19 protein-coding genes are annotated in these 14550 nt (G+C 63.4%); 6 read left to right on the top strand and 13 right to left on the bottom strand.

Annotated elements, in window-relative coordinates:
* The 6 genes from FJ418_RS27440 to FJ418_RS27415 form a co-directional block, all read right to left on the bottom strand.
* The coding region (locus FJ418_RS27440; protein WP_140871045.1) for an E3 binding domain-containing protein at positions 1-737 on the bottom strand (737 nt) is incomplete at its 3' end.
* Positions 738-740: 3 nt separating this feature from the next.
* Positions 741-1739, bottom strand: coding sequence for an alpha-ketoacid dehydrogenase subunit beta (locus FJ418_RS27435; RefSeq protein WP_140641599.1), 999 nt, complete (start codon positions 1737-1739; stop codon positions 741-743).
* Complete coding sequence (locus FJ418_RS27430) at positions 1739-2767, bottom strand: thiamine pyrophosphate-dependent dehydrogenase E1 component subunit alpha (RefSeq protein WP_140871042.1); 1029 nt, start codon at positions 2765-2767, stop codon at positions 1739-1741. Before FJ418_RS27430 ends, FJ418_RS27435 begins: the two co-directional genes overlap by 1 nt.
* A 2-nt stretch (positions 2768-2769) precedes the next feature.
* Positions 2770-4098, bottom strand: coding sequence for an NAD(P)H-dependent oxidoreductase (locus FJ418_RS27425; RefSeq protein ID WP_140641463.1), 1329 nt, complete (start codon positions 4096-4098; stop codon positions 2770-2772).
* A 254-nt stretch (positions 4099-4352) separates the two neighbouring features.
* Entirely contained in the window at positions 4353-4811 is a 459-nt protein-coding gene (locus FJ418_RS27420; protein ID WP_140871039.1) for a YbaK/EbsC family protein, read from the bottom strand.
* A 154-nt stretch (positions 4812-4965) separates the two neighbouring features.
* Positions 4966-5232 carry a helix-turn-helix transcriptional regulator gene (locus FJ418_RS27415; RefSeq protein WP_140855680.1) on the bottom strand — a complete coding sequence of 89 codons (267 nt, stop codon included), beginning with the start codon at positions 5230-5232 and terminating at the stop codon, positions 4966-4968.
* Between the two features lie 297 nt (positions 5233-5529).
* On the opposite strand from FJ418_RS27415, the gene FJ418_RS27410 reads away from it, so the two are divergent.
* The 3 genes from FJ418_RS27410 to FJ418_RS27400 all read left to right on the top strand — a co-directional run bounded on the left by FJ418_RS27410 (position 5530) and on the right by FJ418_RS27400 (position 7377).
* Positions 5530-6138, top strand: coding sequence for a hypothetical protein (locus FJ418_RS27410; RefSeq protein WP_140641459.1), 609 nt, complete (start codon positions 5530-5532; stop codon positions 6136-6138).
* Between the two features lie 219 nt (positions 6139-6357).
* A complete protein-coding gene (locus tag FJ418_RS27405) occupies positions 6358-6552 on the top strand; it encodes a hypothetical protein (RefSeq protein ID WP_140641457.1) in 195 nt (64 codons plus the stop codon).
* 564 nt (positions 6553-7116) lie between these two features.
* Positions 7117-7377, top strand: a complete 261-nt coding sequence (locus tag FJ418_RS27400) for a hypothetical protein (protein ID WP_140707523.1) — start codon at positions 7117-7119, stop codon at positions 7375-7377.
* Between the two features lie 75 nt (positions 7378-7452).
* Here the strand turns inward: FJ418_RS27400 and FJ418_RS27395 are convergent, their stop codons facing one another.
* The 7 genes from FJ418_RS27395 to FJ418_RS27365 form a co-directional block, all read right to left on the bottom strand.
* Positions 7453-7755: a DUF883 family protein gene (locus tag FJ418_RS27395; RefSeq protein WP_140658588.1), complete on the bottom strand. Its 303-nt coding sequence runs from the start codon at positions 7753-7755 to the stop codon at positions 7453-7455.
* Between the two features lie 94 nt (positions 7756-7849).
* The gene (locus tag FJ418_RS27390; RefSeq protein ID WP_042640150.1) at positions 7850-8389 is read right to left on the bottom strand and encodes a MerR family transcriptional regulator; all 540 of its coding nucleotides are present in this window, start codon (positions 8387-8389) and stop codon (positions 7850-7852) included.
* Between the two features lie 132 nt (positions 8390-8521).
* Positions 8522-8845, bottom strand: a complete 324-nt coding sequence (locus FJ418_RS27385) for an integration host factor subunit alpha (RefSeq protein ID WP_023815657.1) — start codon at positions 8843-8845, stop codon at positions 8522-8524.
* 104 nt (positions 8846-8949) lie between these two features.
* A complete protein-coding gene (locus FJ418_RS27380; RefSeq protein ID WP_140871036.1) occupies positions 8950-9921 on the bottom strand; it encodes a beta-ketoacyl-ACP synthase III in 972 nt (323 codons plus the stop codon).
* Positions 9922-9930: 9 nt separating this feature from the next.
* Positions 9931-10998 carry a phosphate acyltransferase PlsX gene (plsX, locus tag FJ418_RS27375; protein ID WP_140871033.1) on the bottom strand — a complete coding sequence of 356 codons (1068 nt, stop codon included), beginning with the start codon at positions 10996-10998 and terminating at the stop codon, positions 9931-9933.
* A gap of 130 nt (positions 10999-11128) precedes the next feature.
* On the bottom strand, positions 11129-11677 hold the full coding sequence (locus FJ418_RS27370; protein WP_140871030.1) for a DUF177 domain-containing protein: 549 nt from the start codon (positions 11675-11677) through the stop codon (positions 11129-11131).
* Between the two features lie 11 nt (positions 11678-11688).
* Complete coding sequence (locus tag FJ418_RS27365) at positions 11689-12231, bottom strand: ubiquinol-cytochrome C chaperone family protein (RefSeq protein ID WP_140871027.1); 543 nt, start codon at positions 12229-12231, stop codon at positions 11689-11691.
* Between the two features lie 117 nt (positions 12232-12348).
* On the opposite strand from FJ418_RS27365, the gene FJ418_RS27360 reads away from it, so the two are divergent.
* The 3 genes from FJ418_RS27360 to FJ418_RS27350 all read left to right on the top strand — a co-directional run bounded on the left by FJ418_RS27360 (position 12349) and on the right by FJ418_RS27350 (position 14537).
* A complete protein-coding gene (locus FJ418_RS27360; RefSeq protein ID WP_140641443.1) occupies positions 12349-12873 on the top strand; it encodes an outer membrane protein assembly factor BamE in 525 nt (174 codons plus the stop codon).
* A gap of 130 nt (positions 12874-13003) precedes the next feature.
* Entirely contained in the window at positions 13004-13549 is a 546-nt protein-coding gene (locus FJ418_RS27355; RefSeq protein ID WP_246683232.1) for a dTDP-4-dehydrorhamnose 3,5-epimerase family protein, read from the top strand.
* 1 nt (position 13550) lies between these two features.
* Positions 13551-14537: a glycosyltransferase family 2 protein gene (locus FJ418_RS27350; protein WP_140871024.1), complete on the top strand. Its 987-nt coding sequence runs from the start codon at positions 13551-13553 to the stop codon at positions 14535-14537.
* The last annotated feature ends 13 nt before the right edge of the window (positions 14538-14550 follow it).

Here is a 14550-nt window from a genome sequence, read left to right as displayed (position 1 = left end):
TCGAGCGTCAGGTAGAAATGCGGGATGGTGGATTTCGCCTCGACCAGGCGGCGCGCAATCGTCTTGCGCATGTTGTCGTGCGGCGCGAGCTCGTAGGAGCCTTCGGCGAACAGCTTCAGCACCTGGTCGTCCGACATCGGCTTGGGTGCTGGGGCCGGAGCGGATGGAGCGCCGGCCGGAATCTCGGCGGCGGGCTGAGCAGAGGCGGCCGCGTCTTTCGCGGCGGCTGCGGCCTCAACGTCGGCGCGCACAACACGGCCGCGCGGACCGCTGCCTGCTATAGCCGAGAGGTCCAGATTTGCCTCACGGGCCAAGCGTCGAGCCAAAGGCGTGGCTCGGGCGGGCCCTTGCGATTGGCTGATCTCCCCCCTCGTGGAGGAGATGGCCGGCAGGCCAGAGGGGGGCGCGACAGAATAAGAGGTTGACGGAACAGCGCCCCCCTCTGTCGGCTTCGCCGGCATCTCCCCCCTTAGGGGGGAGATTGGCGCGTAGACTTCGTCATCGGCATAAATCCACGCCACCGGCTCGCCGACGGGAATGTCGACGCGCTCCTTGCCGGTGACGTTGCGCAGCGTGCCGCTGGCCGGCGCATCGATCTCCATCGCCGCCTTGTCGGTCTCGATCTCGAAGAGCACGTCGCCCTTCTTGACCTTGGCGCCCTCCTCTGCGAACCAGCGCGAGATCTGTCCGGTCGCCATGTCCATGTCGACCTTGGGAAGAATGACTTCGGTCGGCATCGCTCAGCGGACCCCTTTCACGAGGTCGCGGGCGGCGGCGATGATGTCGGGAACCTGCGGCACCGTCGCCTTTTCCAGGTCCGGATTGTAGGGGATCGGCGTCTCGGCGCCGCCGAGCCGCACGATCGGCGCGTCGAGATAGTCGAACGCCTCGCTTTCGGCGACGAGCGCGCTCACTTCCGCGCCGATGCCGAGCGTCTTCACGGCCTCGTAGACGCAGAGCAGGCGCGAGGTCTTCTTCACGCTGTCGATGACGGTCTGCCTGTCGAGCGGCCGGATCGTGCGCAGATCGACCACTTCGATGTCGATGCCCTCGCCCTCCAGCACGGCCGCGGCATCGAGCGCCTTCTGCACCATGATCGAGGTGGCGACGATGGTGAGATCGCGGCCTTCGCGGCGGATCTCGGCCTTGCCGATCGGAACGGTGTAATGGCCTTCCGGCACATGGCCCTTCATCTTGTAGAGCAGCTTGTGCTCGAAGATCATGACCGGGTCCGGATCGGCGACCGCGGCAAGCAGCATGCCCTTGGCATCGTGCGGCGTCGCCGGCTGTATCACCTTCAGGCCGGGCACATGGCCGAGCCAGGCCTCGAGGCTCTGGCTGTGCTGGGCGGCGGCGCCCGTGCCGGAGCCGGCCGGGAAGCGCATCACCAGGGGCACCGAGACCTCGCCGCCGAGCATGAAGCGCATCTTGGCCGCCTGGTTGACGATCTGCTCCATGCCGAGCGTGGCGAAATCCGAGAACTGGAATTCGAAGATCGGCCGCATGCCGGTGACGGCGGCGCCCACCGCGACGCCGGCGCCGCCCAGTTCCGAGATCGGCGTGTCGATGACGCGGTCGCTGCCGTAGCGCTCGACAAGATCGCCCGTCACCTGGAAGGCGCCGCCATAGACGCCGATGTCCTCGCCCATCAGGAAGACGCGCTCGTCCATGTCCATGGCGATAGCCATGGCTTCCTGGATCGCCTGGGCGTAGCTCAGTTCACGCACCACGGCATCCATCACGCATGCTCCGTGTAAACGTAGTCCGCAAGGGCGGCGATCTCGGGCGCCGGGCTCGCCTTGGCGAACTCGATGCCGTCGGCGATCTCCTTGGCGACCGCGTCGCGGATCGCCTGGATGCCCTGGTCGTCGATGAAGCCGAAGTCACGCAGTTCGGTCTCGAACAGCGTGATCGGATCGCGGTTCGCCATCCAGTCCTCGATCTCTTCCTTGGTGCGGTAGCGGTTGCGGTCGCTCTTGGAATGGCCGCGATGGCGATAGGTCTTGGATTCGATCAGCGTCGGCCCCTCGCCCGCGCGCGCCCGCTCCACCGCCTTGAAAGACGCCTCGGCGACCTCGGAGAAGATATTGCCGTTGACGATGACACCGGGCATCGAATAGGCGGCCGCCCGCTCGGCGATGTTCTTCACCGCGGTCGAGCGCGCCGTCGAGGTCGACATGCCGTAGCCGTTGTTCTCGCACACGAAGATCACCGGCAGCTTCCAGATCGCCGCCATGTTCAGCGCCTCATGGAAGGCGCCCTCATTGTTGGCGCCGTCGCCGAAGAAGGAGACCACGATCTTGCCGGTCTTCATCCTCTTGGCGGAAAGTGCGGCACCCACCGCGATCGGAATGCCGCCGGCGACGATGCCGTTGGCGCCGAGATTGCCCTTGGCGACATCGGCGATGTGCATGGAGCCGCCGCGGCCCTTGCAGTAACCGGTGGTCTTGCCGAAGAACTCGGCGAACATACGGCTGACCTCGGCGCCCTTGGCGATGCAATGGCCATGGCCGCGATGCGTCGAGGTGATCTGGTCATCCTCGGCGAGCGGCATGCAGATGCCCATGGCGCTGGCTTCCTGGCCGATCGACAGGTGCATGGTGCCATGGATGAGGCCGCGCATGTAGCACTCTTCGGCACCCTCTTCGAAGCGGCGGATGAGGTACATCTTATGAAGCACCTCCCGGAGCTGCTCCGGACTGTACTGGCGATAGACGAAAGGCAGGTTGGCCCGGCTATCCACGACGGCTTTGCTGGCTCCAGCCATGATCACGCCTCCACAGCGCCGTAAACGAGCTTGTCCTGGCGGGCGCGCAGCTCGGCGATCTTCGAGCCCGGCGCGGGCGCCGCGTTGGCATAGGTAATGAGCTCGCCCTTCTTGATGGGCTGGGTGACGGAGCCGCCCTGCAGCAGGCCGCAGGGAACGGCGCGCGCCGCATGGGCCTCCGGAGCCGTCATGATCCAAGCGCGATAGCAATACTCACCGATGGCATCGAGCTTGTCGCCGGGATTCAGATCCTTCTTGGCGACCGCGCAGACCTCGGCCACGGGCTTGGCCAGCGGCACCATGTCGGCCTTACCGTAAAGCACGACCCGGGCGCAGGTCAGCGGCACTTCCAGCGAGGTCAGGTGATAGGGGCGATGGAAGGTGAAATACGGGCCCTTGCCCATCTTCAGGTCTTCCATGCGCTCCGAGATGCGCGGATGCGACATGTCGGCGACGACGAAGACGCCGGGCGCGACACCCTTGCCGATCGAGTAGTCGACGACGCCGACCTTCGACAGCACGCCGCCGTCCTTCTCGGGCACCAGCACCTTGGACAATTCGCCAAGCGTCGCCGCCGGACCGTGCATGCCGGGCTTGTCGGGGACCAGCCCGGTCGCGTTGGCGATCGCCGCCATCTCGACCATGGTCTTCGAACCGTCGACGAATTCGACCAGCATGCGCACATTCATATGCCGGCGCTTCGCCTCCTCCTCATAGTCCGGAGGCGTGGCGTCGATGTTGAGCGGGTTGTTCTTGCCTTTGCCCGCGGCAACGATCGGATGCCCCATGGCGGAGACGAATTCGATCAGTTCCATGCAGGAAGACGGCTCGTCGCCGGCGCCCAGCGAATAGGTGACGCCGAGACGGTCGGCCTCGCTCTTGAGGTAGGCGCCAATGGTGACGTCGGCCTCGACATTCATCATCACCAGATGCTTGCCATGCTCCATGGCGTGCAGGCCGATCTCGGCGCCTACGGCCGGAACGCCGGTCGCGTCGATGACGACGTCGATGAGGTCATTGCCGATGACGAGGCTGGAATCGCTGGTGACGGCGATCTTGCCGGCCTCCATGGCCGAGGTCATCGCCGAAGTGTTGGAAACCTCGCGCGCATGGCCGGTTTCCTGGAAGGCGATATCGACGGCCTTGCTGGCCGCCGGCAGGTTGAGTTCCGAAATGGCTCCGATCTCGATGCCGGACATGTGGGCGACGCGGGTGACGATGTCGGTGCCCATTTCGCCGGAACCGATCAGGCCGATGCGGATGGGCTTGCCCGACTTGGCTCGTTCCTCAAGATCGCGGGCAAGGCCCGTCAACGAAATGTTGGATGCCATACCGTATTCCTCCCATATCGCATGCTGTTCGGTTGCTTGACCGGTATTGAACATATGTATTTCTGTCAAGACTAATGTCCAGAATTTGGCCGTTGGTCGACGCTTTTCCAATTGCTCGAGGCGCAACGGCTAAAGGCACGGGCAACGGGCGCCCGTACCGAACCAAATGGAAAGCGAGCGGTCGTGGCCGAACGTCGGTCAAAACCGCGCGACGGCCCTCGACGAACCATAAAAAGATATCTAGGCGGCAATTGTTACTGGCAAACGTCGACCCATACAGCGCCGACCAGATCGGCCATGCGCTGCGGCCTGATGCGCACCGCGGCATTGGTGGCGCCGGCTGCCGGAACGACCTCGCCAAAGGCTTTGAGCGACAGATCGCAATAAACGGGCAGCGGCGCCGGCAGGCCGAACGGACAGACGCCGCCCGGCGGATGGCTGGTGACTGCCAGCACCTCTTCGCCGCCGAGCATGCGCGGCTTGCCGCCCATCCTGTCCTTGAATTTGCGGTTGTCGAGCCTGGCGATGCCGCTGGTCACGACCAGCATGGTCTCGTCAGCGACGCGCAGGCAGATCGTCTTGGCGATCTGCGCCGGCGTGACGCCGTGCGCCTCCGCCGCCAGCGCGACTGTTGCGGAACTTGCTTCGGTGACGATGACTTCAACATCGGGCGCGTGCTCGGCCAGAAAGGCGCGGACCGATTCCAAGCTCATGGTGAATCCCTCGTCAGGTCTGTCGAACAGCAGCGCTCGGCGAATCGCATGGCATGGCGGTTATTGGCAAGAGCCAGTGCCTGCGCCTCGCAGGCACTAAAAAGCCCGCCGGGCCAACCCTCGGCGGGCTTCTGGATGGACGCTTCTGGCGTCTCTATTGCTGTGTGGGCCGATTCTCTGCGGACGGCACCCTGATCAATTCCTCTTCCGGCACTTGCAGCGCGGAAGCGATGCGCCGGAGCTTGGCGGGGTCGGCGTCCTTGCCGTCCTCGATGTCGACGATCTCGCCCACGGCCAGGCCGCAGGTCAAGGAGAGTTCCTCGATCGTGTATCCCCTCGTTTCGCGAGCGGCTTTCAACGGATTGAGGCCGGACGCGGCAATGATATCGTTGGAAACAGCGTTTCGTACGGTGTTGGGCATGGCAACTCCTTAAAGATGAAACAGGTCGGATGAAATGTGGGTGTTGCCTGAGACGGCGGGAGAATGCTCGTTAACAAATGATTTGCCAAGAGCACCCATACGGCGTCACGCCATCGTGAAGCTGCGTTTTGGCCGAATGCCTCGGGCCCCGTAGATGTAAGGCCGCTCGGCGCTCAATCAAGTTCTTTTGAAGATCCTCGACCGGATTCGCCGGCATTTTCGACGCCTCGATTCGTTAGCTCACCGTCACCGGCAGCCAAACCCGCGCGCCGGGCGTTTCACGGAAGGATCGATGCCATGAATTTGAAATCGTTCGCAATTTTGCTTGGCGCCATCTCAAGCGTCGTCGGCGCGACGGAAGCGCAGGCGGCGTACGCCACACGCGTTCGAGGCACCGTCGTCGGCGTTGCCGGATCGACGCTCACGGTGAAGGACCGCGACGGCAAGACCGATGCGATCGCGCTTGCCGACGGCTGGAAGATCTCGGGCGTCGCCAAGGCATCGGCAGCCGATATCAAGCAAGGCGATTTTCTTGGCATCGCCTCGATTTCCAAGGCCGATGGCGGCAGCGGCGCGCTGGAAGTCGTGGTCTTCCCAGCGGCCCTGAAGGGCACGGGCGAAGGCGACCGCGACTGGGATCTGCAGCCCAACAGCCGCATGACCAACGGCACCGTCGCCGACGTCACCGAGATCGAAGGCCGTACGGTCACGCTCACCTATGACAACGGCCAGAAGAAGCAGATCGCGATTCCGCAGACGACACCGATCGTGACATTCGCCGCCGCCACGCCGGCGGATCTCACGCCGGGCATCGCGGTGTTCGTCAACGCCGAGCGCGGCGGCGACGGCAAGCTCGTAGCCAACCGGGTCGTGGTCGGGAATCACGGCATCGCGCCGCCTATGTGAGGCCAGGCGGCCGTATCCTTGGATTTCAAGGAGCGCAATCCTCGTCGGCCAGGGCGAGCGCGCGGCGCAAGAGTGTTCCCAGAAACAATCCAGAAACAAAAATCTACATTTGGGAAAAATTGTCGAAAAAAACCAGGAGGATAGTCCCTATCGCGAGGCTTGGGTCACCGATTTGCTCCGGTGAATCTCGGAAGGCCCGCGTAAAAAGGAAACGAAGTCATGAAGAAGTCCCTCCTCTCCGCGCTCGGGCTGGCTCTGGCCCTGGCGTTCACCATGCCGATCCTCGGCGCCACCAGCGCCGACGCGGCCCCGATGAAGAAGCATCACCATCATCGTCATCACCACAGGCATCATCACCGCCATCACCACCACCATCATCACCACCACAAGACGATGGCTCCGAAGAAGGCCTGATCCTTCCCTTCTGCCGATGGGAAGGCAGGCCTTCGCCGCCAGAGCGGACCAGTCTTCCCATCGGACTCTTCGGCTTAAACATCCGGCGATGCCGAACCGCACTCCGGATTGCGCCTAATGGGGCCTGCGCCGATCTTGCCAGACACCGCCTGCTACTGGCGGTCGCCCGTGCCGTCCTCACGCTTCGCCATCCGGCTCTCGTTGCCCGCTTCGCCATGAAGCTCGGCTATTGGCCAAATCCCGCCGCCCCGGCGCTATAACGAACTGACGCTGTGGCGAAAGATCGTCGACCGCAATCCGCGGTTCGTGACGCCGACCGACAAGCTGGCGGCGAAAGCGTATTATCCGCGCCGCCTGCCCCGAATTGCCGGTGGCGTGATGCGGGGCACCGATAAGTTTGACGGCTGAACACAGACGTCGCCGGCCAAACGAAAAAAATCGCGCGGCATATGAACCTTTCCATTGGGGCCAGCACTAAGCGGTCATGGGCACCGCGAAGGTGCTCCTCAACCCAACGGGACGCCAGGACGGCGATCCCAACAACCAATGGAAGGAAATGCTCAAATGACCAACTTCAAGCGTATCAGCCTCGCCGCGGCTCTCGTCTTTTCGGCTTTCGGCTCGGTCCCGGCTCCGGCCTTTGCCGGCACCCATCCAACCGGCGACGGCGGCGCGGTCTGTAAGGGCCATGGCTCGTGCCTGGTGCTGCAGCTGGATTGCAAAGGCACCTATACCGATGCCACCGACAAGAACGGCACCGTCTACGGCAAGTGCAGCCAGGTCATGAAGGTCGATCCGAAGACGCGGCTCAAGCTCGCGAACTGATCGCTGTAGCCAAATGGCACGGAAATGGCGGCCGTCGAGGACGGCCGCCATTTCTGTTCATATCGCGTCGATCGATCAGCGCCGGCTGATAAGAAGGCCGGCAAGCAATCCGACCACGACCAGCCCGACGGCGGCGGCCGTCGCCGGATGATCTCGCGCCGTACGCTCAATAGCCCTGCCCCTGCGCCTTATTGCCGGCAGCGCCTCGTGGAGGCGATCGGCAAGTTGCGAATAATAGTCGGACGCCGCCTCGCGGCCATCCTCGTAATAGGCGTCGCCGCGCCTGGCCAAAACCTTCTTGAGATCGTGCAATTGTCGCGAAAGCGCCGCGACCTGCTTGTCGATATCAACGTCGGAGAGGGTCGAAAACGGTGCCATGCTTGTTGTCCTTCTCTTCGAGAAGGCCTAACGCATGGACGCAGAGCCAGTTCCGGCAGGCCGAGCGCGCGGCATCAAGTCGAATGACGACCGTTCAACGAACCTGGTCGAGCAGGCGCTTGCATTCCAGCAAGTCGAACAGCGCCTCCTGCAGCAAGGCGCGATTGTCACGCGACAATTTCGAGGCGTCTGGCTGTACCGGACCTTCGTCGTCGCTCTTGCCGAGGCCGAAGAAACGGCGGCTGGGCTTCACCTTCGGTTGGCCGACCAGCGCGTCTTCGTCGCCGCGCGGCTGCGCGGCCGCCGTCAGCGGCACCTGCTCGGCCTGGCGGCGCTGGGCGATCGCCTCCACGGCGGCCATGTCGCCGTTGCCGATGGCGACCAGGAAATGGTTGCCGTTCTCGCGCAACAGCTTCTGCACGCCTTTGATCGTATAGCCCTGATCGTAGAGCATATGCCTGATGCCCTTGATCAGCTCGACATCCTGCGGCCGGTAGTAGCGCCGGCCGCCGCCTCGCTTCATCGGCTTGATCTGGGTGAAGCGCGTCTCCCAGAACCGCAGCACATGCTGCGGCAGATCGAGATCTTCCGCGACTTCGCTGATGGTGCGGAAAGCGTCGGGGCTCTTGTCCATGGGCCAATCCTCCACACTGGACCGCGATCCGGCTCATGATGCCGAATCGTGCCTTATTTCAGCGATTTATGAAACGATATTCAAGCCCGACGTCAAAATGGCCGACGGTTTTCAACCGCATTCGCCAGCAAACTATTTGCCGCCCTTGCCCTTGCTGTTCTGATGCGAGCGCAGGATCCGGCTCTTGAGCACGTTCGACGATTTGAACGTCATCACCCGGCGCGGCAGGATCGGCACTTCCTCGCCCGTCTTGGGGTTGCGGCCGATGCGCTCGTTCTTGGAACGGACATGGAAGGTGGCGAAGGACGACAGCTTCACCGTCTCGCCGCGGACGATTGCCTCGCAGATCTCATCGAGGACAGCCTCGACGAGCTCCGCCGATTCAGTTCGCGACAAGCCAACCTTCCGGTAAACGGCTTCAGCAAGGTCGGCACGCGTAAGTGTCTTTCCCCCCATGCGACCGTCCCATCTGCTCGCAAAAACGTAAATCGATACAGGTAAAGGCAGAGCCTAAGTAATTGATCCGGCAAGGTCAAGAACCGAACCGGCGAGTTCGGCACTTACCAGCGGAGCAATACCGCGCCCCAGGTGAAACCTCCACCCATCGCCTCGAGAAGCACAAGGTCGCCCTTCTTGATGCGGCCGTCGGCGACGGCCACCGACAAAGCGAGCGGCACCGAGGCAGCCGAGGTGTTACCGTGTAAATCGACGGTGACCACCACTTTCTGCTCGGCAATCCCGAGCTTCTTGGCGGAAGCGTCAATAATCCGTTTATTGGCCTGATGCGGCACGAACCAGTCGAGGTCCTCGGCTGTTATGCCGGCCCCGCCGAAGGTCGCCTCGATGACATCGGTGATCATGCCGACGGCATGCTTGAACACTTCACGGCCTTCCATCCTCAGATGACCGACGGTTCCCGTGGTAGAGGGACCGCCGTCGACGAAGAGCTTGTCCTTGTGCACGCCATCGGAACGCAGGCTCGCCGCCAGCACGCCGCGATCGGTAATCGCGCCCGCTCCGTCTGCCGCTTCCAGAACCAGCGCGCCGGCGCCGTCGCCGAACAGCACGCAGGTCGAGCGGTCGCTCCAGTCGAGGATGCGCGAGAATGTTTCCGAACCGATCACCAGGACGCGTTTGGCCAGGCCGCCCCGGATATAAAGGTCGGCGGTGGCGACCGCATAAACGAAGCCCGAGCAGACGGCCTGCATATCGAAGGCAAAGCCATGATGCATGCCGAGCCGGTTCTGGATTTCGACAGCGGTCGCCGGGAACGTGTTGTTGGGCGTCGAGGTCGCCAGGATGATGAGGTCGATATCGGCGGGCGTCATGCCGGCGCTGTCCAGCGCCGCGCGCGCCGACGCCTCGCCAAGCGAGGCTGTCGTCTCGTCGTCGGCCGCGACGTGGCGTTGGCGAATGCCGGTGCGCTGGACGATCCACTCGTCCGAGGTTTCGACCATGCCTTCGAAGTCGGCATTCTTCATGATGCGGCGGGGCAGCGCGGCACCGTTGCCGCGCACGACTGATCTGATCAAGGCTCTGTCCTATTCCTCGGCGTCGGCGACGCCGGATTTCCTGTTTGCCTGCGCGGTCGGATTGCGCGCATGGAACAGATCGAGGTCGGCCTCGATCCGGTCAAGCAGATTGTTGCGCACCATGTCGTAGCCGAGTTCGACGGCGGCCGCGAAGCCGTCCGAATCGGCGCCGCCATGGCTCTTCACCACGATGCCGTTCAATCCCAGGAAGACGCCGCCGTTGGAGCGCCCGACATCCATCTTCTCGCGCAGCCTGTCGAAGGCGCCCTTGGCGAAGACATAGCCGATCTTGGCCATGAACGTGCGGCTCATGGCGGCGCGCAGATAGCCGGCGATCTGCCTTGCGGTGCCCTCGGCGGTCTTGAGCGCGATGTTGCCGGCAAAACCCTCGGTAACCACCACGTCGACCGTGCCCTTGCCGATATCGTCGCCCTCGACGAAGCCGCGATAATTCATCGAGGCCATGTTGGCCTCGCGCAGCATGCGGCCGGCTTCCTTGACTTCTTCCTGGCCCTTGATCTCCTCGACGCCGACATTGAGCAGGCCGACGCTCGGCCGCTCGACGCCGAACACCGAGCGCGCCATGCCGGTGCCCAGAATGGCGAAATCGATAAGCTGGTGCGCATCCGCGCCGATGGTGGCGCCGACATCGAGCACCACGCTTTCGCCGCGCGTCGTCGGCCAGAGCGCCGCGATCGCCGGGCGGTCGATGGTGGCCATGGTGCGCAGGCAGAATTTCGACATCGCCATCAGCGCGCCGGTGTTGCCGGCCGAGATGCAGGCCTGCGCGCCGCCGTTCTTGACCGCTTCGACGGCCTTCCACATCGACGACTTCCAGCGGCCATGGCGCAGCGCCTGGCTCGGCTTATCGTCCATGCGCACCGCGATCTCGCAATGGACGAACTCGCTTATCTCGGCGAGTTTCGGGAACTTGGCGAGTTCGGGACGCACCACGTCCTCGCGGCCATAGATGACGAAGCGGATGTCAGGGCGGCGGATGGCGACCGTCATCAGCGCCGGGATGACCACGCTCGGTCCGTGATCGCCGCCCATGGCATCGATGGAAATCCTGATCACGTAGTGCTTTTCTCACGGGTTGCCTGGCTTGCGGCTGACGCCTGCCAGGGTAAGGGGGCTCGCGAAGGTTCGGCGAAAATAGCGGTTTTGCGCCTAGGCACAACCAACTTTTCCAAAATCCGTACCACTCTCAGGATTTTCCGAGCAGCGACCGCAGCTTTTTCTGGAATTCGCTTTCTTCGGATTGATCGTCGCCGGCGACGTCGAGCGAGGCTCCCGGCTTGCGCGGATAGGGGTCGATCGCCAGGCCGAAAAACTGTTCGGCCAGCGCGCCGACATCGATGGTGTCGCCGGAAAATGTTTCCGGACTGTCCGGTCCGCCGGCGTCGAGGATCATCTCGCCGCCGCCCTCGAAACCCTCGCGCCCAAGCTTCGACTGCTCGGGCAGAAACAGCGCCTCGACGGGCTCGTCGATATGCGCGGTGACCGGATCGAGCGTGACGATGCAGGCCTGCGTGATGTCGGCCTCGACGCGACCGGTGACCTTGACGCCATTGCGCTTCCAGGAGGCCACAAGCAGTTCGGCGCGATAGTTCTCGACCGAAAGCAGTTCGTATTCGGCGGCAAGCGCCTCGCGCTGGCGCTTATCGGCCTCGACCAGGACAGGCAGGCCCTTTTGCGGCAGCCGCGCGACATTGGCGACAAAGGATACAGGGCTGCGCAATTCGGCGTCTTTCATCCCGGCCCCCTTCACGCGGCCCCGGCGGCCGGGAACGCGGCGATGCCGGCGACGATCGATTCGGTCGGCTGCGCGGCAAGCTTCTGGCTAGCCTCGCAGACATAGTCCGCCAGCAGCGGCGCCTGCGGCCAGGGGCCGGAGTCCGGCCTGACGTTACGGGCGAGCGCCGCCGCAAGCGCCACCCGGTCGTCTTCCTTGAGCGCGTCGTCATAAGCGGCCGTACGGCCGTAAAACATCTTTGCCAGCTTCTTCATGCGCTTGGGCACGCCGACATCGCTGATGCCAAGTTCGCGCAGCGAATGCTCGACATCGAGGAAGAACTCGTCGATCAGCACTTGCGCGACTTCGGCGGCCACACCTTGCTCGCCACGCAGCCGGTGTTGGACGAGATACATGTGCAGCGACAGCATCTCGAAGCGGCCGAGCGGCGTATCGGGCACATTCCAGTCGGAATAAAACACCGCTTGCCGCGCCGCCGCCACGATTCGTGCGTAGAGCGCGTCGGTGATAGCGCGGTTGGCATTGCGTTCGCGGCCAAAAAGGCGCTGGAACATTGAGGGTGGTCTCCCGGGGACCTGTTGTTTGATTTGGCCTTGTTGCATCGGCATGCAAGCTGGTTTACCGGTTTTGCGGCCCAGCGCAAGTTGCGGGGATGTGATGGAGAATTGTTGTTGGGTGCGCTGAAATTCAAGTCGTTCTTTGCGCCCGCCCCCTTGGGCGTGGCTTCGCTGCTGGTAGTGGTGTCAGCGCTTTCCGCCTGCAATTCGTCCAAGATGTTCGGCGATCTCCATCCGAGCGAAACGCTGACGAAAGGCTACGTCATCGACCAGCAGGCGATCGATTCGGTGCCGGTCGGGTCGAGCCGCGAGCAGGTGCTTTTGGCGCTGGGCACGCCATCGACGACGGCGACCTTCGACAACGAGGCCTTCTACTACATCTCGCAAACGCGCAAGCGCTATGTCGCCTTCGACAACCCCCGCATCATCGACCAGCATGTGCTGGCGGTCTATTTCGGCGCCGACGGCCGCGTCACCCAGATCGCCAACTACGGCCTCAAGGATGGAAAGATCTTCGACTTCATCTCGAGGACGACGCCGACCGGCGGCAAGGACCAGAACTTCCTCAGCCAGATCATCAGCGGCGCCAGCAAGCTGGCGCCCGGCATCCCCGGCGGCGGCAGCGGCGGTACGCCTTAAGTCTATCGACGGCCTGCAGAACAATCAAACCCGCCGCCTCGCCGGCGGGTTTTGTTTAGGTGCGGCCAAGACGCATACTTGCTTATATTCCGGCGTCCCCCTATCAATTTGCTGGGGATTGGGACCGGTCATGAGCAACAGCGATCGTACTGTGCCGCAAGGTTGGATGGCGACAGGCACGCCTGACCGGCAAACCGTGACACCTGACTGGCTTGTCGTCGAAGCGCCGACAATCGACGGCGTCGCGCTCAAGGAAATCCGACCTGTCGCGACTTCGACCGGCTATCTCACCGAGGTTTTTCGCGAGGAATGGGATCTCGACGGACTTCCGGTCGGACAGGTGTTTCAGCGCACGCTTTATCCCGGCGCGGTGACGGGATGGCATGCCCATGGCATCACAACCGACCGGCTTTTTTGCTCGGTGGGCAGCGTTCGAATCTCGCTGTTCGACGGTCGCAAGGCCTCGCCGACATTCGGCACGGTTTGGCACAAGATTGTCGGAGCGGTCAGGCCCGCTATCGTCATCATTCCGCCCGGCGTCTGGCACGGTGTCGTCGCGCTCGGAGCGGAGACTGCTTTGGTGCTCAACCTCGTCGACAAGGCCTACGCCTATGACGCGCCCGACCATTGGCGCCTGCCGCCGGACACCGAACAGATCCCCTACAAGCTGGTGTAGCGTGGAACAAGCCGGTCAATGCGCGGCGATCGGACCGAGCGAACCGCTGGTCTCGGTCGTGATAGCGACGCACAATCGTCCGGCGGTGCTGCATCAAACGCTGAAGAGCCTCGTTGGCCAGACCCTGCAGGACTGGGAAGCCATGGTGATTGGTGATGCGTGCCGGCCGGACACCGCGACAACGGTTGCCGCTTTCGGCGACGCCCGCATCTCCTATATCGATCTTCCCGTGAACTTCGGCGAGCAGTCGGGGCCTAACAATATCGGCTTTGCCAGAGCACGCGGCCGTTTCGTTGCCATATTGAACCATGACGACCTATGGTTTCCCGACCATCTGACGTCCATGAGCGGCTGGATCGACGCGACCGGCGCCGATGTGGTGATCGCCCGGGGTGCGGTCATCGAGTCGGCCGCGAGCAAAGGTTCCAGGCATATGATCCTCGGGACGGGGCGGCACGGCTTCTATGACCCGGTCACCACAGTCGGCTTCGGCTCCGCGCAAATGGTCCGGAGAACGTCGCTGCCAAGGCTTGGACCATGGCGCCCGGCCAGCCAGTGCGTCTGCGAGAGTTCCCAGGACTGGCTGTTCCGTGCATGGCGCAACGGTGCGGTGATTGCGACAATGCCGCATCTGACCGTGCTCATGCTGCATTCGGGCAAGCGCGAAGGCAGCTATGCGCGTGATACGGCGCAGGAGCAGGAAGAACTGATGAACGCGATGAGTTCGCCAGACGCGTTGCGCGTCAGGATTCTTGGCAACGCCGAGGAACCGGCTCCCCTCAAGCGCTTCCGCTACCTCAAACGCAGGCTGCTGGCTGCCCTCGGCATACATCCGCGAGCGCGTTCCTTCCGCCGCCAATTTCGCCACGGCGTGTTCATTGCCATGCTGCGCCAGACTCGCGGCTTACCGCCAATGCCCGAACGCGAACCGGATGCCGAAGCGTTGCTGGCCCGCTATCGCCATGACAGAAGGCCAGAGGCCGGTTGAGTGTCCCCCGGGG

The organism is Mesorhizobium sp. B2-8-3 (assembly GCF_006440815.1).
Classification (GTDB): domain Bacteria; phylum Pseudomonadota; class Alphaproteobacteria; order Rhizobiales; family Rhizobiaceae; genus Mesorhizobium.
Note: the sequence above shows the minus strand (reverse complement) of the source record. Positions and strands in the feature narration are given on the sequence as shown.

Excerpts from the sequence above, each read along its gene's own strand:
- FJ418_RS27415 (WP_140855680.1), bottom strand. The coding sequence starts at position 5,232 with ATGCCCAACACCGTACGAAACGCTGTTTCCAACGATATCATTGCCGCG.
- FJ418_RS27355 (WP_246683232.1), top strand. The coding sequence starts at position 13,004 with ATGAGCAACAGCGATCGTACTGTGCCGCAAGGTTGGATGGCGACAGGC.
- FJ418_RS27370 (WP_140871030.1), bottom strand. The coding sequence starts at position 11,677 with ATGAAAGACGCCGAATTGCGCAGCCCTGTATCCTTTGTCGCCAATGTC.
- FJ418_RS27410 (WP_140641459.1), top strand. The coding sequence starts at position 5,530 with ATGAATTTGAAATCGTTCGCAATTTTGCTTGGCGCCATCTCAAGCGTC.
- FJ418_RS27385 (WP_023815657.1), bottom strand. The coding sequence starts at position 8,845 with ATGGGGGGAAAGACACTTACGCGTGCCGACCTTGCTGAAGCCGTTTAC.
- FJ418_RS27365 (WP_140871027.1), bottom strand. The coding sequence starts at position 12,231 with ATGTTCCAGCGCCTTTTTGGCCGCGAACGCAATGCCAACCGCGCTATC.
- FJ418_RS27420 (WP_140871039.1), bottom strand. The coding sequence starts at position 4,811 with ATGAGCTTGGAATCGGTCCGCGCCTTTCTGGCCGAGCACGCGCCCGAT.
- FJ418_RS27390 (WP_042640150.1), bottom strand. The coding sequence starts at position 8,389 with ATGGACAAGAGCCCCGACGCTTTCCGCACCATCAGCGAAGTCGCGGAA.
- FJ418_RS27400 (WP_140707523.1), top strand. The coding sequence starts at position 7,117 with ATGACCAACTTCAAGCGTATCAGCCTCGCCGCGGCTCTCGTCTTTTCG.
- FJ418_RS27425 (WP_140641463.1), bottom strand. The coding sequence starts at position 4,098 with ATGGCATCCAACATTTCGTTGACGGGCCTTGCCCGCGATCTTGAGGAA.
- FJ418_RS27435 (WP_140641599.1), bottom strand. The coding sequence starts at position 1,739 with ATGGATGCCGTGGTGCGTGAACTGAGCTACGCCCAGGCGATCCAGGAA.
- FJ418_RS27430 (WP_140871042.1), bottom strand. The coding sequence starts at position 2,767 with ATGGCTGGAGCCAGCAAAGCCGTCGTGGATAGCCGGGCCAACCTGCCT.
- FJ418_RS27395 (WP_140658588.1), bottom strand. The coding sequence starts at position 7,755 with ATGGCACCGTTTTCGACCCTCTCCGACGTTGATATCGACAAGCAGGTC.
- FJ418_RS27405 (WP_140641457.1), top strand. The coding sequence starts at position 6,358 with ATGAAGAAGTCCCTCCTCTCCGCGCTCGGGCTGGCTCTGGCCCTGGCG.